Genomic DNA, 20307 nt, shown 5'->3' on the forward strand with positions numbered 1-20307 from the left:
CAACGGCTTTCCTCAACCGGCCCCAGGTGCAAACCTGGGGCCTTTTTTGACCATTGACTTCTGTTTCAAGCCGAAGTACCCGCAGCTTCACCTCTTGTGGCGGCGTAGCTCAGTGGTAGAGCAGGGGAATCATAATCCCTTGGTCGGTGGTTCAAATCCGCCCGCCGCTACCATGAGGGGCTCTCCGGGCGCTGGTCTGGTCCCGCCCGGATTAATTCTCTCACCAACCTGATCTTATGGATACAAGCCGCGCTCGTTACGGGCTTGAAGGATCCGCTCGCAGGCGACCACGAAGGCGCCGGTGCGGAGGCTGAAATTATATTTCTCACAAGTGGCCCAGATATGGTGCAGCGCGCCGGTGATGATTTTATCCAGCCGCAGATTAATCTCCTCCTCGCTCCAGAAGAAGGATGAAAAATCCTGCACCCATTCGAAATAAGATACGATGACGCCACCCGAGTTGCAGATCACGTCCGGCAGAACAGTGATACCGCGCGAAGCTAGAATGTCGTCCGCGCCCGGCACGGTGGGGCCGTTTGCGGCTTCCAGAACCAGCTTGGCGCGCAGGCGCTCGGCCCGGCGCTCGGTGATCTGACCTTCAAGAGCGGCGGGTATGATCACATCCACATCCGCGCCCCAGAAATCCTCAAGACCCAGAATTTCACCGCCGGAAAAGCCCGCCACGGAGCCGTGCGTCAACACATGCTCGGTCAGCGCCGCAACATCCAGCCCGTTGCTGTTAAACACGCCGCCACCATGGTCCTGCACCGCGACCACCTTGGCGCCGGAATGGGCAAACAGCTCAGCCGCGTTGGCCCCCACATTGCCGAACCCCTGAATGGCGACACGCGCGCCCTCCATGGGGATTTTCAGCCGCCGCATGGCTTCGCGTCCGGTCACGAACACACCGCGCCCGGTGGCCTTTACCCGCCCCAGCGAGCCGCCCAGACTAATTGGCTTGCCGGTAACCACGCCGGTGGTGGTGGCACCAACATTGGCGGAGTAAGTGTCCATCATCCAGGCCATGGTCTGGGCGTTGGTGTTCACATCCGGCGCCGGAATGTCCCGCTGCGGGCCGATAATAATGCCGATCTCGCTGGTATAACGGCGGGTGACGCGCTCAAGCTCCTGATTCGAAAGCATTTTTGGGTCCAGCCGGATGCCGCCTTTGGCGCCGCCAAAAGGCAGGTTCACGGCGGCATTCTTCACCGTCATCCAGGCGGAAAGCGCCATCACCTCTTCCAGTGTTACATCCGGGTGGTAGCGCACACCGCCTTTGCCGGGTCCGCGTGAGAGGCTGTGCTGGACGCGATAGCCTTCAAAATGCGCGATCTCGCCGCTATCGAGCTGAATGGGCACATCCACGATCAGCACGCGCTTAGGGCGGAGCAGCGTGCCGGACCAGCGGGCAAGGTCGCCCATATAAGGCAAAACGCGATCGACCTGGGCGAGATAAGTGCCCCAGGGGCTTTCCGGCTTAGGCGAGACATAAGACAAATTCGCGGAGTAAACAGGACTATGTTGAGTATCAGCCATATTGTTTCCCTTTGTTTGATCCGTATTCTTATTATTGCGCCCAGACACACGGCCTGAGCGAGGCAAAAGGCAGTCGGCAAGAAACTTTATTTATACAGGAATCTACACCCGCTAATCTGACCCGTCAGCCGCTCCCAACTGAGAGGCAGGGCTGCGTTGGCGGCAGTGGCTGGAGGCTAGGGCTGTGTTTAGCATGAAGTTTGGGCACCGGAAGTGATTAAAATGAGCGCACTTCTCCCCTCCCTTCACCGAAGAAGACGCCCGCACCAAGGTTCGGCTGTCGGAAGATGGCTGGAACAGCCGTAATCCCGAGAAGGTATCGCTGGTTTACACGTCGGACAGCCAATGGTGAAACCGTGCGGAATTTATCACCGGCCAGGCCGAGATCGTCGCGTTTCTGACCCGCAAATGGGACTAGAATCTGGATTACCGGCTGATCAAGGGGCTTTGGAGCTTTACCGGCAACCGAATCTCCGTGCGCTTTGCCTAGAATGGCACGATGGCAACGGCAACTGGTTCCGCTCCTACGGCAATGGGAGCTGGGAATTCGACGCGGACGGACTAATGCAGCCCCGCTTTGCCAGCGTTAGCGACCCGCCCCCGCAAGAGAGCAAGCGAAAACTCCACTGGCCGCTCGGCCACTGGCCCGACGCGCATCCGGGCCTCAGCGAATTGGGTCTTTAACCCACCACGCCAGGAAACCGACAGCCAGCCCCTTCATGAAGGTGGGGTGGCTTTTTAGCCTACCCCTATTAAAATTGCTTATTTTTTAATCTTTTTTCCCGCGCACGTTGGTGGCCGAATCTAATTTGCATATTTTTTCACTTTTCCCTTGAACCACGGTCGCCAGTCAAATAAAAAAAATTGCTCTACAGGAAACAATCTTTCCGGTCCTTATAAAATCCCTTTTTGGAGAACAAGTCCGATGTCGGAGTTGCGCAAGGATAGCCTTTCGCTCTTGGAAGCCCTTGGCCAGTCGGTTGCCAACGTCTCCCCTACCCTGACCCCAGCGGTAGCGGTGGCCGTGGTGGCGGGCATGGCAGGCACCGCCTCCTGGCTGGTTTATGTGCTGGCGACGGTGTCGCTCGTTATTATCGGCATTAACATCGGCAAGCTCGCCTCGAAGATTTCAGCGGCGGGATCATTCTTCATCTATGTCTCACGTGGGCTTGGGCCTGGCTGGGGGATCTTGTCTGGCTGGGCGATGTTGGCGGCGTATCTTTTCACCGCCATGGCCCTCACTGCCGCAACGGGGCTGTTTCTGCAGGACCTGCTGTCCGCCTTTGGCCTGCCGGTTTTGCCAAGAGCCGTCTTGTTTACACTAATCTCCATTGGCGTCTGGCTACTGGCGGTGCGCGATGTACGCATCTCCTCACGCGTTGGACTGACTATTGAAGCTGTCTCCATGAGCATCATTCTGCTCGTTTGCCTGATCTCCTGGCACGCCCATGGTTTCGCGCTGGATGTGAAGCAGGACACGCTTTCAGGCGCGTCTTTTTCATCCGTGGCGCAGGCGATTGTGTTCGGTATCTTCTCTTATGTCGGGTTTGAAAGTGCGGCCACTCTCGGCAAGGAAACACGGAACCCGAACATCGTGATCCCCCGCGCGGTGATTTTAACGCCGATCATCGCGGGCATTTTCTTTGTCATCACCACCTACATCATCACCCAGGGGTTTGGTGACGATGCCGCCAAACTCGGCGCAAGCGCCGGACCTATGAATGCGCTCGTATCCGGCAAAAGTGAAGGGCTGACCCTGGCCATTTACATCGGCGCCAGCATCAGCTGCTTCGCCTGCGCGCTGGCCTCCATCAACGCATTCAGCCGTATGCTATTTTCCCTCGGCCGCTACCAACTGATGCATAGCAGCGTGGGAACGGTTCATGCTAGCCACAAAACGCCGCATGTCGCTGTGACGATTGGCTGTGCGCTGAATGCCGTGGTCTGCGTTGCGTTCAGCAACCACGCTTATACTGATTTGCTCGGCTATTTCGGCACCATCGCCAGCTTTGGGTTCATTCTCGTCTATATGGCCTGTTCTATCGCCGCCCCGGCATTGCTGCGGAAAATGGGAAAAGCCTCCACCGGAGATTACATCATGGGGGCCTTGGGGACGGTTCTTATGGGCCTGTCTCTCGCGGGTAGCCTGTACCCTGTTCCTGCCGCGCCGTATAATTATTTCCCTTATGGTTTTGCAGTGTACATGTTCGTTGGATTCGTATGGTTCGCGCTGCTGAAGTACAAGATGCCGCAAACATTATTGGGGCTTGAGCACGATATGGAAAGCGGTTCCTTCGACCTTCAAAAGACCTGACCACAACAAAAAGGCATGGCGGCCAGTTCCGCCATGCCTTCACTATAAAATAACTAAATGTTAGCTCACGGGAACCAGGATGCGGAACCAGAAGCGCGTATCGTTGCCCGGGTAGTTGGTCTGCGTAACGTCGTGCGTCAGATAGCTTTGCAAAATAACCGGACCAAAATTATAGCCAACCAAGCCGCCCATCGCGAACTGGCTCTGCTTATGATACCCGGAATAAGGCGTGCTGGTATCGGTTGAATAATAGCCAACCGGGCCGAAGCTCCACTTACCGTAGCTCGTTGTCGCGGTCAGATCGAGGTTCAGATAGTTCGGCACTTTCTGCGCATCAACAGAGGAGTTATCAACCTCGTTACCCAGAATCAGATTGGCGGTGAGGTTATAACCATTCGCCGTATAAGACGCGGCAAAACGCTGGTTAATGGTAGTCGCATCGTTTGCGACAGGGCTGTGTAGCTTGGGATAGGTGCCGAGCAAGTAAGAAACGCCCACACCATGCCCCAGATTCCACGCGAGTTGCCCAGCGAACCAGGGATTGTACCAGCCCTGCACATGGAAAGTCGGCGTGCTGGCTTCAGCCAGCGGGAAAGCGCCGAAAAGCTGCAAACGCGCACCCAGCAATTGAACAGGCGTAGACCAAGCAATAACCGGAATGGTAACGCCAAGCGTTTCTTTACCGTATTGGCCGTAATCCGTTGTATCCAGCAGATAGACGCCTTGCGGCAATGGCGCACCTGTCGCCAGGCCAACCGTTTCACCCGGCTGGGTCACAGAACCCGCCAAGGCCGGCGAAGCAATACCCGTGAGCGCGGAACCCGCGAGCAAGGCAAGCGCCATCTTCAGATGGCGGGCCGAACGCTTCCGTTCATGAAACTTCATGTTTCCCCCTGTATTCTGTGGCAGCATTGAAAAGCCGCCCAATACGTTAATTTTACCTTGAACGTTCAGGCGCCATTGTTAGCGCTCTGAAGCTTCGTCTTCTCCACGAAATGACATCGCAGACAAAACTCGGCAAAAACTAACACAGCACGTTTCGTGCCAAACCTACATTTATTGAAAACAAAGGGATTTTCCAACGACAGACCGTCTCAACCCTGTCATATTTTTCCGCACTGTTGCGAAAAAGGACAAATCAGAACGTGACTTTCATGCCCGCCATAACACCAATCGGAGCACCAGTGGAGTAGCTACGTGGATTGTTATAGTTCGGTGCCTGGGCAACATAAACGTCGCCGATACTGGAATATGTGCCGTACACATAATAACGCTGGTTGGTGACATTATTGATATTGCCAAAAAGAGTGACATGCGGGGTCAGCAGGTAGCGCGTATTCAGATTCAGAAGTGCGTATCCGGGAAGCTTCTTATCCTGGTTCGACGCATCGCCGATCAGATAACTGCCAGTTTGCGCCGTGCCCGTGAAGCCGACGATCCAGCGTCGGGTCACATGATAATCCGCACCGAACTTAAATAAGTTTTCGGGAATGCCGGGGACAAAGTCACCTTTATTAACAGTGATATTGCCGTTATTATCCGCATACGGGCTGTTGCTTTGCTCAACAAAGCTGGATCCGTATGTGGCCTGGATACGTGAATAGGCGGCGTAGAGATGCCAACGCGTCGCGGTAAATTGCACAGCAAGATCGCCCCCACGCCGGTGCACACTGCCGATGTTAGCGAAATACCCATTCCCTTGCGGATTATAAGGAGATTGCAGAAACTGGATGTCGTCGCTCGTTTCATCATCATAGACATCCGCCTGAACACTCAGGAAGTTGAGACCTCCGACAATGAAGGTGCTGCGCATACCCATTTGAAAATTGCGGGAGACGATCTGCTTTAACGGCGGATCCCCGGACATGAAATTGGCAAGGGCGCAGCTGTCTTGTGGGCTGGCGCAGGAAAGTTCCGCCGGTGTGGGCGCCGCGTTCTGGACAGACCAGCTGCCGTAAACCGTGACGAGCGGCGTGATGTTATACGCTGCCCCCACAGAGGGATTAAAGTGCTGGTAATAGTGGCTGCCATTCAAGCCACCGGGCGCGGCGTTAGGGTCGTAGCCACGCTGATTATGTAGCGCGATCTGTGCAATATTGAAACGCCCACCCACGGTAAGAGCGAGCTTCTTGGTGATGTTGTAAGTATCCGTTGCGTAAAAACCGTAATAAGCATTACGAATACCAACATCCACTGGCACGGTGCCAGGTTCATCAACCATATATCCCAGCCCAGTACCAGACAGAGCGTAGTAGTCACGCGTATTCAGAGAAAGCGCGCCGTCATAAGCGGCAGCGGAATAGGTGGTGTAGCCGCCATCATAACTAACACCCGCCACCAGCTGCCCCAAAACGCCTTTATGGGTGATTTGCGCGGAAGCGCCATACCCGTTTGTGTTCGTGGTGTTCAGGTTGAGCTGACCATAGGCATTATCGCCGGTTGGCAAATATTGCGGAATAATCCCGCCGCCTACCGTAGTAGAATAAGCGCCGCCTGCTCCACCCTGACAGAGATATTGTCCATCGCCGCAGGGTAAATCACTTGGCCCATTGCCGTTTATCAGATGTTCCCAAAGATTTTCGTAATAGAGAACAGCCTGTAGGGATGTTTTCTCCGTCAGCTTCAGGTTCAGCGTGCTGCTGACACGGACATATTTGTCATTGATAGAATTTGGCCCCGTGAATTGCGCGGCGGGATCAGCCTGCAACACATCAACCGGAACCGCTCCTGGCCCATGCAAGCCCGATTGCGCGGCAATCACATTCACATGCAGTTCAGCCCTGTTGCTGCGCCAGCCTAGATCCGCAAACGCATTTTTCAGATCAGAGCCCTGCTCATCGCGCCACCCGCTCTGGCGGGCTCCGGAAATATCAATGTAGCCCGCCGTGTTGCCAACCTGCTTACCATATTCCAGATGGCCTTGAACCGTGCCGAAAGAGCCGCCTTCAATCTCAAACTCACCGCCAGGCGCCGTGAAGCCGTTTTTCATCTTCACATCGATGGCGCCACCCAGCGCGTTGAGGCCATAAACTGGATTATTCGCGACAATATCGAAAGAATCGATGGCGTCGTCAGGCAGCAGGCTCCACATGGCGAGATCGCCAAAAGGGGTGTTGAAACGCGCGCCATTCACATAAACGGAAAGCCCGGCGGGCGTGCCCTGGATGGGGGAGAGGGTATAGCCATGATACAGCAAGGTCGGCTGAAACGGATTCGCCTGGCTGTTCTGCATGCTTACGCCCGCAGCCTGCTGTTCCATCGTCCGCGTGAGGTCTGCTGCACCGTTTTTGGTCAGGTCCTGGGACGAAAATGTCTGAACCGCCGTGGGCCATTTTTGTACCGGAATACCGCCCCCTAACGGAGAGGCGCCGATATGAACATTGATAATCTGGTATTTGGAGTCCTGGTTGTTTGCGGAGCTTGTGGAGTTTGCCGCCTGTGCCCAGCTAACACCCGGAGCCAAGGCGATACCAGCCAATAAAGCCGGCCGTAACAGACGGCAATGCGTCACAAGATCCTCCTCCATTTAAATTCATGGGGCGCTCCCTGCGCCTCCGCCGCCGCCATGGCGTTCATTGCGTCGTGACGCGGGGAGCGGGAGCAAACCGGGTCTGTCGCCGCCGCGTCGCCGGTAATGGCCATGGCCTGACAACGGCACCCCCCCCAATCAACCTCTTTGAGTGCACAGCTTGAACATGGCTCCTGCATCCAACTCGTGCCACGGAATTTGTTGAAGGCATGTCCACCTTCCCAGATTTCGCTTAACGGCAGCTCATCCGCACGGGAAAATACCAGCCCCGGAATTGTCTCTGCCGCATGGCAGGGCAAAACACGACCGTCCGGGGCGATGTTCAACATTTTCTGCCCCCAGCCTCCCATGCAGGTTTTCGGCAAATCCGCGTAATAATCCGGCACAACGTAATCAATCTGCATCCGCGCGCCGATGTCCTCACGGCGTGCATCCACAAGAGCGTTGGCCGCCTCAAACTGGGCGCGCGTGGGCATTAAAGCCGCCCGGTTTGCAAAGGCCCAGCCGTGATACTGCACGTGCGCAATTTCCAGTCGGTCCGCATCCAGTTGCAATGCCAGATCAATAATTCTGGGCAGTTGCTCGAGGTTTTGCCGATGAACGACAGCGTTGATTGTCAGAGACAGGCCGAGCTTTGTGACAAGCTTAGCAACCTCAAGCTTCTTCTTGTGCGCACCCGTATAATGGCCGATATGATCAGCCGTTTCCGCATCCGCCCCTTGCAGGCTGATCTGCACATGTCCCAGCCCAGCCTGCGCGTAAGAGGCCAGCTTGTCCTCATTCAACAACACGGCTGAGGTAATAAGATTCGCATAAAGCCCTTGTTCAGTGGCGTATGCTATCAGTTCCGCCAGATCAGACCGCAGAGTAGGTTCACCGCCAGAGAAATGGATTTGCAGCACCCCCATCTCCGCCGCTTCACGAATCACACCGCGCCAGAACGCCGTATCGCGCTCAGCCCTAGCCTTAAGCATTTCCAAGGGATTGGAGCAGTAAGGGCATTGCAACGGGCAGCGATGCGTGAGTTCAGCCATAACCGCGAAAGGCGGTGCGATGCGGGGAGCAATTTGGTTCATAATGTTACCAGCGCAGCTTGTGCTAGGTCCTCAAAAAACTCGGTGACATCGGAGCTTATTTCGTCTTCCGGTGCCTGATAGCGCGCGGCCAGCACGGTGACGATCTCCGCAACGCTGCGATGCCCGTCACATTCCATGATGATCGCGTCGGCAATGTCATCCAGCACAATGACACGCTCCGGCGCCATCAGCACAGCAGTATCGCGTGTCTTGTCAAATTGCCGACGTACCCCGCGCCGCAGGCGGGGTACGCTGTCTGGCGTTACGCGCAACGAGCCAAAGCCTCGTCTGATCCAAAGGCTCCCATCGGAATATGGCCCGGCTCGACATAAGCCGCATAAAGCGCATCAAGCTGCGCCCACAGCACATCGCATTTAAACCGCAGCGCGTCGATCACCTTCTCTTGCTCGGCGCGTGTGGTGGCGTGTTGCTTCACATATTCTAAAGCAAAATCAGCGTCGCGCGGCGCCTGGGTGAGACGGGCATTGAAATAGACCAGCGTATCTTTCGACACCCAATCATAATTCGCCAACATACCGGCAACACGTTCCGCGATGATCGTCGGTGAGAATAGCTCGGTCAAAGAAGACGCCACGGCCTCAAGCAATGAGCGGTCGCGAACAAAGTGAACATACGCATCCACGGCAAAACGCGTAGTGGGCAGAATGCCGGCGGTGGATTCCACATAAGCGGGATCCAGCCCCACGCCCTCGGCCAGACGCAGCCAGCGCGCAATACCGCCATCGCCCGGCGCTTCACCATCATGATCCACGATACGCTGCCGCCATACCCGGCGTGAGGCAGCATCCGGCAAGCGGGAGAGAACGATGGCGTCCTTAATGGGAATGCAGGCTTGGTAATAATAACGGTTCAACGCCCAAGCCTGAACTTGGGTCTTGCTTAGCTTACCACCATGCAAAAGCTTATGAAACGGGTGCAAGCTATGATAGCGGGACGCGCCAACATCGCGCAGTGCAGCTTCAAGTCCCATTTGTGAGAGCATATTTGTCATAGCGTTACCTCCATCCCGTCATAGGCAACGTCCCAGCCTGAATCTCTAACTTTTTTGGCTTCTTCGGAATCGTCGCACAAGATCGGGTTTGTATTGTTAATGTGGATGAAGATCTTGCGAGTCCGCATCAATGCGGAAAATGCGGCAATCGTGCCGCACTCACCCGAAACGGAAATATGCCCCATACGCGCGCCTGTTTTTTGGCTCAAGCCAGCATCGATCATTTCCCGATCCTGCCAGAGCGTGCCGTCGAAAAACACTATTTCAGCGTTCTTGGCGCGTTCTAAAATCTCCGGCGTCACATGCGCACAGCCGGGAATAAATAATAATGTCTTGCCTGCGTCATCCGTAACCGACAAGCCAATGACGCTTTCTGCGCTCACCAGTGCGGAAAGATCCCGCCCTTCCTCTTGGTAGAGCGGTATTTTACCAGGAACCGGAAACGCCTCGACACGCAACCCCAGCTCTTGGCCAGACGCGTCGTGCAACGTCACCGGGCTGGCGGGGGGCAGAATCTCCCGCGCCACCAAATCACCATTCATGACACTGAAAACCTGATTGGCATTCAGCACGGACATTACGAAATCTTGAGCGTAAAGCCGGAAGGCATGTCCTTCACGCAGGGTGAGCAACCCAGTGATACAATCAATATCACCGCCGGAGATAATCACGGCCGCAATCGGGTTATTCCGCGCGGGGCCGTTATTGTCAGGGTGCAGAATATCGTTATCGCGCAGCTGCGCGGGAAGATCCGGGCTGGCATTCAGCAGCACCCACCTCTTGCCATCAGCACTGACAGCCAAAGAGGCTTGGGTACGGGGTTTTACCGCCGGATCACCGGCGCGGGCACGCCTACAGCCAGAACAATGACAATTCCACTGTGGAAACCCGCCGCCGGCAGCCGATCCAAGAACTCTTACACGCATGAGATTAACTCAACCTGACCTTGGACCGGGAGCTTTATCTTACTTACGGCCAGCAGAGACGTAAGAGTTGATCTCAGCGCCAATGCAAATTTGCTTGATAGACGGTTTACGCCACATAGTTCTTCCTCCTTGGTTTATAAAACCCGGCGCCGGGCAGCGCCGGTATTTGCAACAGACTTGCAAATTCTTTTTACAGACCTTTCCGGCCTGGGGACGTCTTTATTACTTAACCTGCGAGACCAGCGGTGTGGTGTCACCCATCGCCTTGTCGTAGCTGATGGCCGTGCTGCCAGCGGGGTAGCCGTTCTTCTGCAGAATGTAGGCCATGATGTCTTCATACTGCGTATGGCTCAGGCTGCCCGGCTGGCCAGCAGGCATTTGCTGGGAAAGCTCGGTGAAAATGGCCCCTACGGTGTAGTTATTGCTCGCGGACGCAAAAGCCTGGCCCACCAGAGCCGGCCCCGCCCCACCTTCCAGATTGGCGCCGTGGCACATGGCACAATTCTGAGAAAAGTCAGACGCACCCGCCTGGGCTTGAGGAGCCGTATAGATCGCGGGCGGGGTCCCCGCTTGAGCAGCAACGGCAAGAAGCGACGCAGCCAGCCCGAAGGCACCGATTTTCACAAGCTTCATTTTATTTCACTCTTCCATTCCCGAAACGTTATTGGTCGGTATATCGTAAGGCTTTACGACCCCGCCCAGCTTATGAGAGGCGCTCAGCGAGGCAAGAGCCGCATTGAAAGCCTTCACAGTTGCGTTATTCTGCGCCGATTGTGGATACAGGGCAACAACGTTCCAATTTGCGTAGGGCATGTTCAATTCCGCAACATGCACAGCCTTGGGATGCATCGCGAGTTCCTGGTTCAGCCAGGGACGCCAGATGAGAGCCGTTTGCACCTGGCCATTCAACATTGCGTCGAAGAGCTGATCGTTCGAAAAATACACATGCTCATGAGAGACGTTTTTGATGGTAAAATACGTCGTCGCCGGGGACATGCTGAGCACGCCAATCTGGCCCTCATGCAACAACGCCTTGAAACCACCCGAAACCTGCCCTTGCCCCACAGCCACAAATCCGGTCCGGGCATAAGGCTGGGTTGCACTCATACCTTCGGGGATATTGCCGCCGCCGTCTTCAAGCGGGAACCCCATGATCAGGTCGCATTGTCGGCCAAGCGCCTGAAAACTCTTTTGGTTTTCACCACGCGGACCATCATCGTCACCACCGCTGCTGGCGTGCAGGGAGTCACGGACGACAAACGCCGCCACATCCCCCGCTTGCTGTGCCGCCGCCTGCGCAACCGCCATATCGGTTGAGACCATAGGGTTGGCTTTATCCACGCAAAACGTGATGGTTCCCGCATGGGCCAAGCCAGGAGCAAGCAGCGCCGCCGTCAGCAGCATGGCGCCAGAGGAGAAAATCCCCGGCCGCTTGCGCGGCCGGGTCAGGTCACCTTCAGGAGCCAAGCTTGAAGACATGGAGCTGTCCGAAGCGGGGAGTATTCTTGAGCGAATCGGCCAGCTTGCCCGCCCACATGGGCCACACGCCGCCATAGCTCGTCCAAACTGCAACATATTCCGTCCCATTCACGCTATAAGCCACAGGATCGGCCAGGATTGCGGAGCCCAACGGCGGGCTGCTCCAAAGCTCTTTGCCGGTCTTGGCATCGAAGGCATGCAGCTTGCCATCCGGCGTACCGGAGAACACCAGCCCACCAGCGGTGGAGAGGGCGCCAGCATCCCAGACGTCCTTGGTCTGATGCTGCCAAACCTGCTTGCCGGTATCAAGATCAATCGCCTGGAAGGAGCCCAGATGATTCGGGTCCGTCGGGTCCGGCAACATCTGGAAGGTCTCACCCAGATATGGCAGGCCGGCCGCATAGGTCACGGGCACACCCTTCATGCTCATGCAAGCATGCAGCGTGGGTACATAGGCCATGTGAGTCTGCGGATCCACGGCGATCGGCCACCAGTTCTTGCCACCCAGGAAGGACGGGCAGGTGGTGATGGTCTTGCCCAGCGCCGGACGCAGCGCCTGGCTGGTCTGGGTCACGCCATCCTTGATACCGGTGATGGAGGTGTCGTGCACGAACGGCTCGGCATAGATGAGCTTCCCGTTAGTACGGTCGATCGCATAGATATAGCCGTTACGGCTCGGCGAGATCAGCGCCTTATAATCCTTGCCCTTATAGGTCAGGTTGGTCAGCACCGGGGTGTTCACACCGTCATAATCCCAGGTGTCATTCGGGGTGTACTGGTAGTACCATTTCAGCTTGCCCGTATTCGGATCCAGCGCCACCACAGAGTCGGTGTAGAGGTTGCTGCCAGGACGCATGGTCGCCAGCCACGGGCCAGGATTACCGATGCCCCAGAACAGCGTGTCGGTAGAGGGGTCATAGGTGCCAGTCATCCACGGCGAACCGCCGCCGGTTTTGTACGCGCCCTTGGGCCACGTGTTGCCGCCGGGCTGGTCCTCAGCCGGGGTGGAGTAGAACTTCCAGTCCATCTTGCCGGTTTCTGCATCCAGACCCACGATGAACCCACGCGCGCCATATTCGCCGCCGCCGGAACCAATGATCACTTTGCCGTTCACGATCAGCGGCGCTTCGGTGATGGAATACCCAACGCCGGGCTCGGCCAGGGACACGTTCCACTTCACATCGCCAGTCGCGGCATCCAGCGCCACAACGTGGTTATCCAACGTGCCGAAGATGACCATGTTGCCATACAGCGCAACGCCACGGTTGTTGGTGTCGCAGCACAGGGTCTTAAAGGCGGCCTGCGGCAGCTTATAGACATATTCCCACAGCTTCTGGCCGGTTGTCGCGTTGTAGGCGATCACATGGTCCTTGGCTGTGGTGACAAACATGTAATTGCCATTCACCACAGGCACACCCTCGAATGCATCCGGGATGTCGATCTTCGGCGTTGTCCAGGCGGTGGTCAGCGTACCCACATTGCTGGTGTTGATCTGGTTCAGCTGGGAGTAGTCCTGACCGCTATAGTCGTGGTTGAACATCAGCCAGCCATCATTGCTGCCGGCATTGTTCAGCATGTCGGTCGTCACGGGCGTATAAGCGGCCTGGTCAGCCTTCGCCACGGGCGCGGCGGCTAAACCAACAGCAAGACCAATACCAACTCCCGCCAACAATCTCCCTGCAAGCTTTGAAGAAGAACTCTTCATTCTGTTTCCCCTTATTCTTTTACATTCTAGACCAAAACTAAACTCATCGGCTTTCTTAACAAAGCCACTACCGCGCGCTTTCGCCCGCCATCATCACGCGCCGCGCAATGATATTCTTGAAGCTCTTTATGTTATGGCTTCACGGTGCCTGTGTTTTTTATAAAAGTTCAAGCTCCGTATCAGTGAACACTCTGGAGCGCGTGAGAAACCTCAGCCCCGTCCCGTTCTCTAACGAAAACATGCCACCCATGCCCTCAACAACGTCGATGGTCAGCTGGGTGTAACGCCAATATTCAAACTGGCTTTGGCTCATGAAAAATTCAGCGCCACCAATTTCACCGAGCTTCACATCGTCCGGCGCCACCAGATAATCGCCCACCGGGTAGCACATGGGCGACGATCCATCGCAGCACCCGCCCGACTGATGAAACATGATCTTTCCATATTTCTCTTGCAGCCGGGCGATCAGATCCAGCGCGGCTGGTGTAGCCAGAACCCGCGCTGGACGCTCAACCATCAGAAGAAGCCCAGCGGCTTCGGGTTGTAGCTCACCAGCAGGTTTTTGGTCTGCTGATAGTGATCAAGCATCATCTTGTGGGTCTCACGGCCGATGCCGGATTGCTTGTACCCGCCGAACGCCGCATGCGCCGGATAGAGATGGTAGCAGTTGGTCCACACGCGGCCCGCCTTGATGCCGCGACCCATGCGGTACGCACGGTTGCCATCACGCGACCACACACCGGCACCCAAGCCATACAGCGTGTCGTTAGCGAGGCCCAAAACTTCTTCCTCGTTCTTGAATGTGGTCACGGACAGCACCGGCCCGAAGATTTCCTCCTGGAAGATGCGCATTTTGTTGTGGCCATGGAAGACAGTCGGGTTGATGTAGAACCCGCTGGAGAGCGCACCGCCGAGGTCGGCCCTGCCGCCGCCAATCAGCATCTTCGCGCCTTCCTGCTGACCAATGTCGATATAGGACATGATCTTCTGCATCTGCTCAGAAGACGCCTGCGCACCAATCATGGTGGCGGGGTCCAGCGGGCTGCCCTGCTTAATCGCCGCAACACGCTTCAGCGCACGCTCCATGAATTTGTCGAAGATGTCTTCCTGGATGAAGGCGCGGGACGGGCAGGTGCAAACCTCACCTTGGTTTAGCGCGAACAGCACCAGACCTTCGATCGCCTTGTCGAGGAAATCGTCATCTTCAGCCATCACGTCGGAGAAGAAGATGTTGGGGGATTTACCGCCCAGCTCCAGCGTCACCGGAATCAGGTTGTGGCTAGCATACTGCATGATGAGACGGCCCGTGGTGGTCTCACCGGTAAAGGCAATCTTGGCGATACGGTTGGAGGAGGCGAGTGGTTTGCCAGCTTCCAGCCCAAACCCGTTCACCACGTTAAGAACACCCGGCGGCAGCAGGTCACCCACCAACTCCATCAGCACCATAATGGAAATCGGGGTCTGCTCAGCAGGCTTCAGCACCACGGCATTGCCAGCGGCAAGCGCCGGAGCCAGCTTCCAGACCGCCATCAGCAGCGGGAAGTTCCAGGGAATAATCTGGCCAACAACGCCAAGCGGCTCATGGAAATGATAAGCCACGGTGTCGTGGTCAATCTCGGATAGAGCGCCTTCCTGCGCGCGGACGCAAGACGCAAAGTAACGCAGATGATCAATGGCTAACGGCACGTCCGCTGCGGTGGTTTCACGGATTGGCTTGCCGTTATCAACAGTCTCGGCGTAGGCGAGCAGATCGAGATTCTGCTCCATTTTGTCAGCCATTTTCAGAAGAATTTGTGCACGCTCAGCAGCGGGCCGCTTGCCCCAGGCTTCGGCGGCCGCATGGGCAGCATCCAACGCCAGATTGATATCCGCCTCATTCGAGCGCGCGGCCTGCGTAAAGACCTGACCGGTGATGGGCGAGACATTATCAAAATACTGACCGGAGAGTGGCGCGGTGAATTTACCGTTAATGAAGTTGTCGTAACGCGCCTTGAAGGAAAAGCCGGAAATGGCGCTCCCGGAAAGAGGGGCAATGGCGGCGTCGAGCATAGTCAGTTCCTCATTTTGTAAGAGCGGTTTAGCCGCGAATGGACGTTGCCAATCACCCAGCAAACACCGTGCCAAAATCTGAAAGGTGCCATACGCCTCAGTTTTTCCATTTTAAAACCTTGGTGGAACAGCTTGATGCCGTCCCGAAAGAACACACTGTTGCAAAGTGACACACACACTTTCAGCGTATTGTGCAACACTCAAAGCCATATCCTTGGCCATTCACCAAGATCTGCTTTCATAGCTTCCGGCAGATTTTGTCGCTCCCATTTGTTTGTTTGCAGCGCAGCATTTTTTACACACCCGCATGGGATTAAAAGAGGTTCTGGACTTTTTCGTTAGAAAATCCACATGACATGATACTGACATACATATTTCTTCTTTGTTTTCAGTTTTACAGAGCGTTTCATCATGGATAGTCCCTTCCTGAATCCCGGTCTGTTGTCGCACGCGGCACACGTTATTTCGTCCGCGTCTGAAGCACTGGAAACAGCGGAAACATTGCGCCTGTTTCTGGAAGAAGGCGCCGCCATGCGGGACCATCACCCCTCACCGCCCGCGGCTGAAATGGAAAAACTTTCCGCTAGCGGGATTCTCGCCATCACGGTTCCAGCGGAATTTGGCGGTGCTGATGTCTCGTTCGAGACCATGATCCGCGTGTTCCAAACCCTCTCCGCCGGCGACCCGGCCATAACGCAGATGACGCAAAGCCATTTCCTGTTTCTGCAAGCCGTGCGCGAGGATGGGTCCGCTGAACAAAAAGCCGGCATTTTTGGCGCGGTGCTGGCCGGAGCCCGGCTGGGCAACGCCCAGGCCGAACGCGGCGGAGGCTCGGCCTTGGACCTCGCCACCCGACTGCTGCCGGATAAAGAGGGACGGCTGCGGCTAAACGGCACAAAATTCTACTGCACCGGCGCGGTGCTTGCGCACCTGCTGCCGGTGGCGGCATTTGATGAGCAGGAGCGTTTTGTGCTCATTTTCGTGCCCCGCCACACGCAGGGCCTGACCGTGGAAGAAGATTGGGACGCCATGGGCCAACGCGCAGCCTATAGCGGCACCACGATTTTCGAAAATGTCGCCGTCTCGCCAGATCAGGTTGTGCCGCATTACCGGCTGTTCGAGCGTGAGAGCATTTTCCACCCGTTCGGCCAGCTTCTCCATGCCGCCATTGATGTCGGCATAGCGGAAAACGCGCTGGCGGACGCGGTGGCAATTTTGCGTGGCCGCATCCGCCCGCGCCTTGGCGCGGCTGTGGAGCGCGCGGATGCCGACCCACATGTGTTGCTACGCTTCGGCCAACTTGAAACCCGTATGCGCGCCGCGAAGCTACTGCTACGCGACGCCGCCTTGGCCCTAGACACGGCCCGCGCCGACCTCACAGCTGAGACCGCCGGGACCGCCGCCATCGCCGTCTCAGCCGCCAAAGCCTATGCGGAGGATGCGGGGTTGGCGGTCACCAACGACCTGTTCTCTCTCGCCGGCGCGTCCTCAACCTCCGGCGCGCTAGGGCTGGACCGGCATTGGCGCAATTTGCGGACCCATACGGTGCATGACGCCAACCAATGGCGCTACCATGCCATCGGCAATTACCTGCTCACTGACACCCTGCCGGGCAAACCCGTGCGCAAGCTGCGCGTGAAGCCCTGAGGTCAGTGCCCGGCGAAGCGGGAGAGTTGCTCCACGGCGTCGCCCAGTAGTTTGGCCACGGCCGCGTTCTGCGCCGCCGCCTGCGCCGCCGCGCCGCTGCCTTGCACCGGGGCGTTGGCGGCTAGCTTCACCTGCGCCAAAGGCCGCGCGAACCCGCCGGACGCCGCTGAGGGTTTAATCACCAGCAGCGTCATCCGCACCCGCGCCATATTGGCCGGAACATCCACCAGCAGCTCAGAAAGCTCCCCCTCGGCAATCAATCCCGGCGTCAGGCGGCTGCCGGGTGTCACCACAGCGGAAAACAAACCGCTTGCCTGCGCCCAGGTCACCAGCCCTTGCGTCACCGCCTCGGCCGGGGGCACGGCCCAGAGATTATAATAATCCACCAACAGGTTACCGTCCGCCGTCAGGCTTTGCAGGCCGCGCTGCTCCAGCCCCGGCGCGGGGTTCACGGCCCGCACCAGCAACACCGGCCCCTTACCCGCCTGCGCGGCTGTATTGGGGGCTGGCTGCAAGGGCCAAACCGTGCGGGGCACATATTTCTGCTTCGGCAACACAGAGCCGCAGGCGGCCAAGCTCAACGGCGCGGCGAGGACAAGACGGCGATACAGCATTTACTTGCTCCCTTGCGGCGGCGGTGGTGGCGGCGCGCCCAAAATCACCTGGCTGGGGTTCACCGCGAGGCTGGCGGACAGATCACGCAGATTATCCATGGTGCTACGCATAGATTGCAGGATGGGCAGCAGTTGCGCCTGCAAATCCGCCGTAGTTTCGTCGGCCTTATTAATGGTGGCCTGAGACGCCGCTACCAGCGCGGGCAGTTGGGCGCTCACCTTGGCCAGTTGTGCGGTAGTCTGGTTCAGCTTGGCCAGAATTTGCTGTGTCTGCTTGCCCCCCGCCAGATTGCGGAGGCTGGCCGCGGTGCCGGGCAGATCGCTCCGCACCACGGCCTCATTAAGATTCTGCAACAGCGCATCTGCGCTTTTAATCACCTTTTTGGCGTCACCCGAACTCATTTGATGATTCAGCGTCGCCAGCAGCTGGTTGAGGTTATCGCTCATCTGCTTCACATCAATCTCGCTGAAGGAGCTAAGGATTTTCTCCGCCGCGTCCTGCACCTGGGTCAATGTACTCGGCACCGAGGGAATCACGGGATATTCCGGCGTCCAGGGAACGGTTTCAGGCGGCGCTTTCGCGGGGTTCGTGAAGCTGAGGTCAATATAAGAGAGGCCGGTAATGCCCTGCGGCTTAATCTGCGCGCGCAGCCCGAATTTCACCGCCCGCTCAATATCCACTTCATTAACATTCTTGTAATTCAGCCGAAACCGGACAACGATCTGGCGATACTGGCGCTGATGCGTGACAACGCTAGCGCTGGGCGCATAATCCAGGGCGGCAAGGCCAAGATACGTCACGCTTCCAATTGGCACGCCGCGATATTTGACCGCGGTCCCAACGGAAAGCCCCTGCACGGATTCACTGAAATAGCTTTCATAAATCCGCCCGCCCTGGAACAGCCCGCCAGAGAGAAACAAAAACAGGGCCACCAGGCAGACAACACCGCCCAGCACGAACGCCCCAACCCGAAAGCTCGCGGAATTCAGCTCCATCAAAGCGTCTCCCGGTGAAAAAAGGCCCGCACCGTCGGGTCCGTGGCCGTTTGTTTCAAATCCTGCGGCTTGCCGAGGGCAATCAGCCCTTGCGCCTTCGCGTCCAGCATGGCGCAGCGGTCGGCAATCGCCATAATCGAAGCCAGTTCGTGCGTGACCACCACAAAGGTTGTTCCTAGACTGTCCCGCAAGCCAAGAATCAGCCGGTCCAGCCCGGCGGAGGTCACCGGATCCAGCCCGGCGGAGGGCTCATCCAGCATCAAAATCGGCGGGTCCAGCGCCAGCGCCCTGGCAATGGCGGCGCGCTTGACCATACCGCCTGAGATTTCAGACGGCAGGCGCGATGCCGCCTCCGTCAGCCCCACCAGCCCCAGCTTCAACCGGGCGATTTCCGCGCAAGCCTCCTTGGGTAAGTCCGTGAACACCGCGAGCGGCAGAGACACGTTTTCCTGCAAGTTCATGGAGCCGAACAGCGCGCCGGACTGGAACATCACCCCAATATGCCGCCGCACCTCCTCCACCTGGGTGTTTACACTATAGCTGGCCACGGTGATCTCCCCCGCCGTGGGCGGCAGCAGGCCGATCATCTGTTTCAGCAACGTGGATTTGCCGCACCCCGATCCGCCGAGGATCACGAACACCTCCCCCTGGTCGATCCCGAAACTCACATCGCGGAAAATGGTCCTGGTGCCGAAAACCTGCGTGGCCTCCCGCACCTGAATCAGCGCGCTCATAGGTGCAGCCGGTACAGGATCACGGCGAACAGCCCATCCAACAGCACCGTGGCGACAATGCCGCCCACTACCGCCGCCGTGGCCGCCTGCCCCACCGCGCGAGGCCCGCCGCTGGCGGTCAGCCCCGCTCGGCAGCCGATCAACGCCACAGCAGCCGCGAAAACAACCCCCTTGAGCAGCCCCTGCAAAAAATCCCCCGGCGCGGACAAAATGGTGATGTGCGCCTTGATGGCGGAAAAAGGATACCCAAACGCCGCCAGCACAGAGGCCATGCCCGTCAACCCCGCTGCATCCATCGCCACGGTAAGGGCCGGCATCACCATCATCGCGGCGGCAATACGCGGCAACACAAGCATGGTGGTGGGGTTGATGCCCATGGTTACCAAGGCGGAGATCTCGTCATTCACCTGCATGGTACCCAGCTCCGCCGCATAAGCCGAGCCGGTGCGCCCGGCCAGAATCACCGCCACCAATAACGGCCCCAGTTCCCGGCACAAGGCGATGGTCACCAGATCCGCGACATAAAGATCAGCGCCGAACTGGCGCATCGGCACCGCCGACTGAAACGCCAGAATCATGCCGATGAGAAACCCCAGCACCAGCACCAGCGGCAGCGCCTGCAACCCGGCACGCTCCGCAATCACCCCAAAATCCGACCGGCGGAGCAGCCGTAAATTGACGGGCAAGGCC

Annotated in this window: 19 protein-coding genes, 1 tRNA gene and 1 pseudogene; 4 read left to right on the forward strand and 17 right to left on the reverse strand. The window is 57.4% G+C overall.

The features are described from left to right. Nucleotides 1-98: 98 nt before the first annotated feature. A tRNA-Met gene (locus BUB54_RS04480) sits at nucleotides 99-173 on the forward strand. Between the two features lie 61 nt (nucleotides 174-234). Here BUB54_RS04480 and BUB54_RS04485 read toward each other — a convergent pair. After that, a complete protein-coding gene (locus tag BUB54_RS04485; RefSeq protein WP_048878319.1) occupies nucleotides 235-1536 on the reverse strand; it encodes a Glu/Leu/Phe/Val family dehydrogenase in 1302 nt (433 codons plus the stop codon). A 238-nt stretch (nucleotides 1537-1774) separates the two neighbouring features. Here BUB54_RS04485 and BUB54_RS20180 point away from each other — a divergent pair. Beyond that, a pseudogene (locus tag BUB54_RS20180) lies at nucleotides 1775-2220 on the forward strand (nuclear transport factor 2 family protein); the annotation flags it as partial. Between the two features lie 241 nt (nucleotides 2221-2461). Continuing rightward, nucleotides 2462-3850 (forward strand): APC family permease, encoded by a 1389-nt coding sequence (locus BUB54_RS04500; RefSeq protein WP_048878318.1) that lies wholly within the window; start codon nucleotides 2462-2464, stop codon nucleotides 3848-3850. A gap of 60 nt (nucleotides 3851-3910) precedes the next feature. On the opposite strand, the gene BUB54_RS04505 is transcribed toward BUB54_RS04500, so the two are convergent. The 12 genes from BUB54_RS04505 to adh form a co-directional block, all read right to left on the reverse strand. Then, entirely contained in the window at nucleotides 3911-4735 is an 825-nt protein-coding gene (locus tag BUB54_RS04505; protein WP_048878412.1) for a transporter, read from the reverse strand. Between the two features lie 253 nt (nucleotides 4736-4988). Then, nucleotides 4989-7376 carry a TonB-dependent receptor gene (locus BUB54_RS04510; protein WP_048878317.1) on the reverse strand — a complete coding sequence of 796 codons (2388 nt, stop codon included), beginning with the start codon at nucleotides 7374-7376 and terminating at the stop codon, nucleotides 4989-4991. After that, nucleotides 7358-8455: a pyrroloquinoline quinone biosynthesis protein PqqE gene (gene pqqE / locus BUB54_RS04515; protein WP_048878316.1), complete on the reverse strand. Its 1098-nt coding sequence runs from the start codon at nucleotides 8453-8455 to the stop codon at nucleotides 7358-7360. Before pqqE ends, BUB54_RS04510 begins: the two co-directional genes overlap by 19 nt. Then, complete coding sequence (gene pqqD / locus BUB54_RS04520; RefSeq protein WP_048878315.1) at nucleotides 8452-8727, reverse strand: pyrroloquinoline quinone biosynthesis peptide chaperone PqqD; 276 nt, start codon at nucleotides 8725-8727, stop codon at nucleotides 8452-8454. The genes pqqE and pqqD overlap by 4 nt, the downstream gene beginning before the upstream one ends. Then, on the reverse strand, nucleotides 8718-9467 hold the full coding sequence (gene pqqC / locus BUB54_RS04525) for a pyrroloquinoline-quinone synthase PqqC (protein WP_048878314.1): 750 nt from the start codon (nucleotides 9465-9467) through the stop codon (nucleotides 8718-8720). The genes pqqD and pqqC overlap by 10 nt, the downstream gene beginning before the upstream one ends. Continuing rightward, nucleotides 9464-10393 carry a pyrroloquinoline quinone biosynthesis protein PqqB gene (gene pqqB / locus BUB54_RS04530; protein ID WP_048878313.1) on the reverse strand — a complete coding sequence of 310 codons (930 nt, stop codon included), beginning with the start codon at nucleotides 10391-10393 and terminating at the stop codon, nucleotides 9464-9466. Before pqqB ends, pqqC begins: the two co-directional genes overlap by 4 nt. A 39-nt stretch (nucleotides 10394-10432) precedes the next feature. After that, complete coding sequence (gene pqqA / locus BUB54_RS22015; protein WP_139284795.1) at nucleotides 10433-10510, reverse strand: pyrroloquinoline quinone precursor peptide PqqA; 78 nt, start codon at nucleotides 10508-10510, stop codon at nucleotides 10433-10435. A 105-nt stretch (nucleotides 10511-10615) separates the two neighbouring features. Further along, nucleotides 10616-11026, reverse strand: coding sequence for a c-type cytochrome (locus BUB54_RS04540; RefSeq protein WP_048878312.1), 411 nt, complete (start codon nucleotides 11024-11026; stop codon nucleotides 10616-10618). A 6-nt stretch (nucleotides 11027-11032) separates the two neighbouring features. Beyond that, nucleotides 11033-11872 (reverse strand): type 2 periplasmic-binding domain-containing protein, encoded by an 840-nt coding sequence (locus tag BUB54_RS04545; protein ID WP_048878311.1) that lies wholly within the window; start codon nucleotides 11870-11872, stop codon nucleotides 11033-11035. Continuing rightward, nucleotides 11850-13577, reverse strand: coding sequence for a PQQ-dependent dehydrogenase, methanol/ethanol family (locus BUB54_RS04550; protein WP_048878310.1), 1728 nt, complete (start codon nucleotides 13575-13577; stop codon nucleotides 11850-11852). Before BUB54_RS04550 ends, BUB54_RS04545 begins: the two co-directional genes overlap by 23 nt. Nucleotides 13578-13734: 157 nt before the next feature. Beyond that, nucleotides 13735-14094 (reverse strand): DUF779 domain-containing protein, encoded by a 360-nt coding sequence (locus tag BUB54_RS04555; protein WP_048878309.1) that lies wholly within the window; start codon nucleotides 14092-14094, stop codon nucleotides 13735-13737. Further along, complete coding sequence (gene adh / locus BUB54_RS04560) at nucleotides 14094-15626, reverse strand: aldehyde dehydrogenase (protein ID WP_048878308.1); 1533 nt, start codon at nucleotides 15624-15626, stop codon at nucleotides 14094-14096. The genes BUB54_RS04555 and adh overlap by 1 nt, the downstream gene beginning before the upstream one ends. Before the next feature lie 411 nt (nucleotides 15627-16037). Between adh and BUB54_RS04565 the strand changes: the two genes are divergently transcribed. After that, a complete protein-coding gene (locus tag BUB54_RS04565; protein ID WP_073211311.1) occupies nucleotides 16038-17273 on the forward strand; it encodes an SfnB family sulfur acquisition oxidoreductase in 1236 nt (411 codons plus the stop codon). Between the two features lie 2 nt (nucleotides 17274-17275). Here the strand turns inward: BUB54_RS04565 and BUB54_RS04570 are convergent, their stop codons facing one another. The 4 genes from BUB54_RS04570 to BUB54_RS21395 are packed head-to-tail and all read right to left on the reverse strand — an operon-like array spanning nucleotide 17276 to nucleotide 20303. Continuing rightward, on the reverse strand, nucleotides 17276-17887 hold the full coding sequence (locus tag BUB54_RS04570) for an ABC-type transport auxiliary lipoprotein family protein (RefSeq protein WP_048878307.1): 612 nt from the start codon (nucleotides 17885-17887) through the stop codon (nucleotides 17276-17278). Continuing rightward, the gene (locus tag BUB54_RS04575) at nucleotides 17888-18883 is read right to left on the reverse strand and encodes an MlaD family protein (RefSeq protein WP_048878306.1); all 996 of its coding nucleotides are present in this window, start codon (nucleotides 18881-18883) and stop codon (nucleotides 17888-17890) included. After that, the gene (locus BUB54_RS04580; RefSeq protein WP_048878305.1) at nucleotides 18883-19617 is read right to left on the reverse strand and encodes an ABC transporter ATP-binding protein; all 735 of its coding nucleotides are present in this window, start codon (nucleotides 19615-19617) and stop codon (nucleotides 18883-18885) included. Before BUB54_RS04580 ends, BUB54_RS04575 begins: the two co-directional genes overlap by 1 nt. Next, complete coding sequence (locus BUB54_RS21395) at nucleotides 19614-20303, reverse strand: MlaE family ABC transporter permease (RefSeq protein ID WP_244890748.1); 690 nt, start codon at nucleotides 20301-20303, stop codon at nucleotides 19614-19616. Before BUB54_RS21395 ends, BUB54_RS04580 begins: the two co-directional genes overlap by 4 nt. Nucleotides 20304-20307 lie beyond the last annotated feature (4 nt).

It is taken from the genome of Acidocella aminolytica 101 = DSM 11237, assembly GCF_900129125.1.
Classification (GTDB): domain Bacteria; phylum Pseudomonadota; class Alphaproteobacteria; order Acetobacterales; family Acetobacteraceae; genus Acidocella; species Acidocella aminolytica.

What these genes read in the sequence shown, in the direction of transcription:
- BUB54_RS04545 (WP_048878311.1), bottom strand. Translation starts at nt 11,872, where the DNA reads ATGTCTTCAAGCTTGGCTCCTGAAGGTGACCTGACCCGGCCGCGCAAG.
- pqqA (WP_139284795.1), bottom strand. Translation starts at nt 10,510, where the DNA reads ATGTGGCGTAAACCGTCTATCAAGCAAATTTGCATTGGCGCTGAGATC.
- pqqC (WP_048878314.1), bottom strand. Translation starts at nt 9,467, where the DNA reads ATGACAAATATGCTCTCACAAATGGGACTTGAAGCTGCACTGCGCGAT.
- BUB54_RS04540 (WP_048878312.1), bottom strand. Translation starts at nt 11,026, where the DNA reads ATGAAGCTTGTGAAAATCGGTGCCTTCGGGCTGGCTGCGTCGCTTCTT.
- BUB54_RS04570 (WP_048878307.1), bottom strand. Translation starts at nt 17,887, where the DNA reads ATGCTGTATCGCCGTCTTGTCCTCGCCGCGCCGTTGAGCTTGGCCGCC.
- pqqE (WP_048878316.1), bottom strand. Translation starts at nt 8,455, where the DNA reads ATGAACCAAATTGCTCCCCGCATCGCACCGCCTTTCGCGGTTATGGCT.
- BUB54_RS04505 (WP_048878412.1), bottom strand. Translation starts at nt 4,735, where the DNA reads ATGAAGTTTCATGAACGGAAGCGTTCGGCCCGCCATCTGAAGATGGCG.
- BUB54_RS04555 (WP_048878309.1), bottom strand. Translation starts at nt 14,094, where the DNA reads ATGGTTGAGCGTCCAGCGCGGGTTCTGGCTACACCAGCCGCGCTGGAT.
- BUB54_RS04575 (WP_048878306.1), bottom strand. Translation starts at nt 18,883, where the DNA reads ATGGAGCTGAATTCCGCGAGCTTTCGGGTTGGGGCGTTCGTGCTGGGC.
- BUB54_RS04550 (WP_048878310.1), bottom strand. Translation starts at nt 13,577, where the DNA reads ATGAAGAGTTCTTCTTCAAAGCTTGCAGGGAGATTGTTGGCGGGAGTT.
- pqqB (WP_048878313.1), bottom strand. Translation starts at nt 10,393, where the DNA reads ATGCGTGTAAGAGTTCTTGGATCGGCTGCCGGCGGCGGGTTTCCACAG.
- adh (WP_048878308.1), bottom strand. Translation starts at nt 15,626, where the DNA reads ATGCTCGACGCCGCCATTGCCCCTCTTTCCGGGAGCGCCATTTCCGGC.
- BUB54_RS04500 (WP_048878318.1), top strand. Translation starts at nt 2,462, where the DNA reads ATGTCGGAGTTGCGCAAGGATAGCCTTTCGCTCTTGGAAGCCCTTGGC.
- BUB54_RS04565 (WP_073211311.1), top strand. Translation starts at nt 16,038, where the DNA reads ATGGATAGTCCCTTCCTGAATCCCGGTCTGTTGTCGCACGCGGCACAC.
- BUB54_RS04510 (WP_048878317.1), bottom strand. Translation starts at nt 7,376, where the DNA reads ATGGAGGAGGATCTTGTGACGCATTGCCGTCTGTTACGGCCGGCTTTA.
- BUB54_RS04485 (WP_048878319.1), bottom strand. Translation starts at nt 1,536, where the DNA reads ATGGCTGATACTCAACATAGTCCTGTTTACTCCGCGAATTTGTCTTAT.
- BUB54_RS04580 (WP_048878305.1), bottom strand. Translation starts at nt 19,617, where the DNA reads ATGAGCGCGCTGATTCAGGTGCGGGAGGCCACGCAGGTTTTCGGCACC.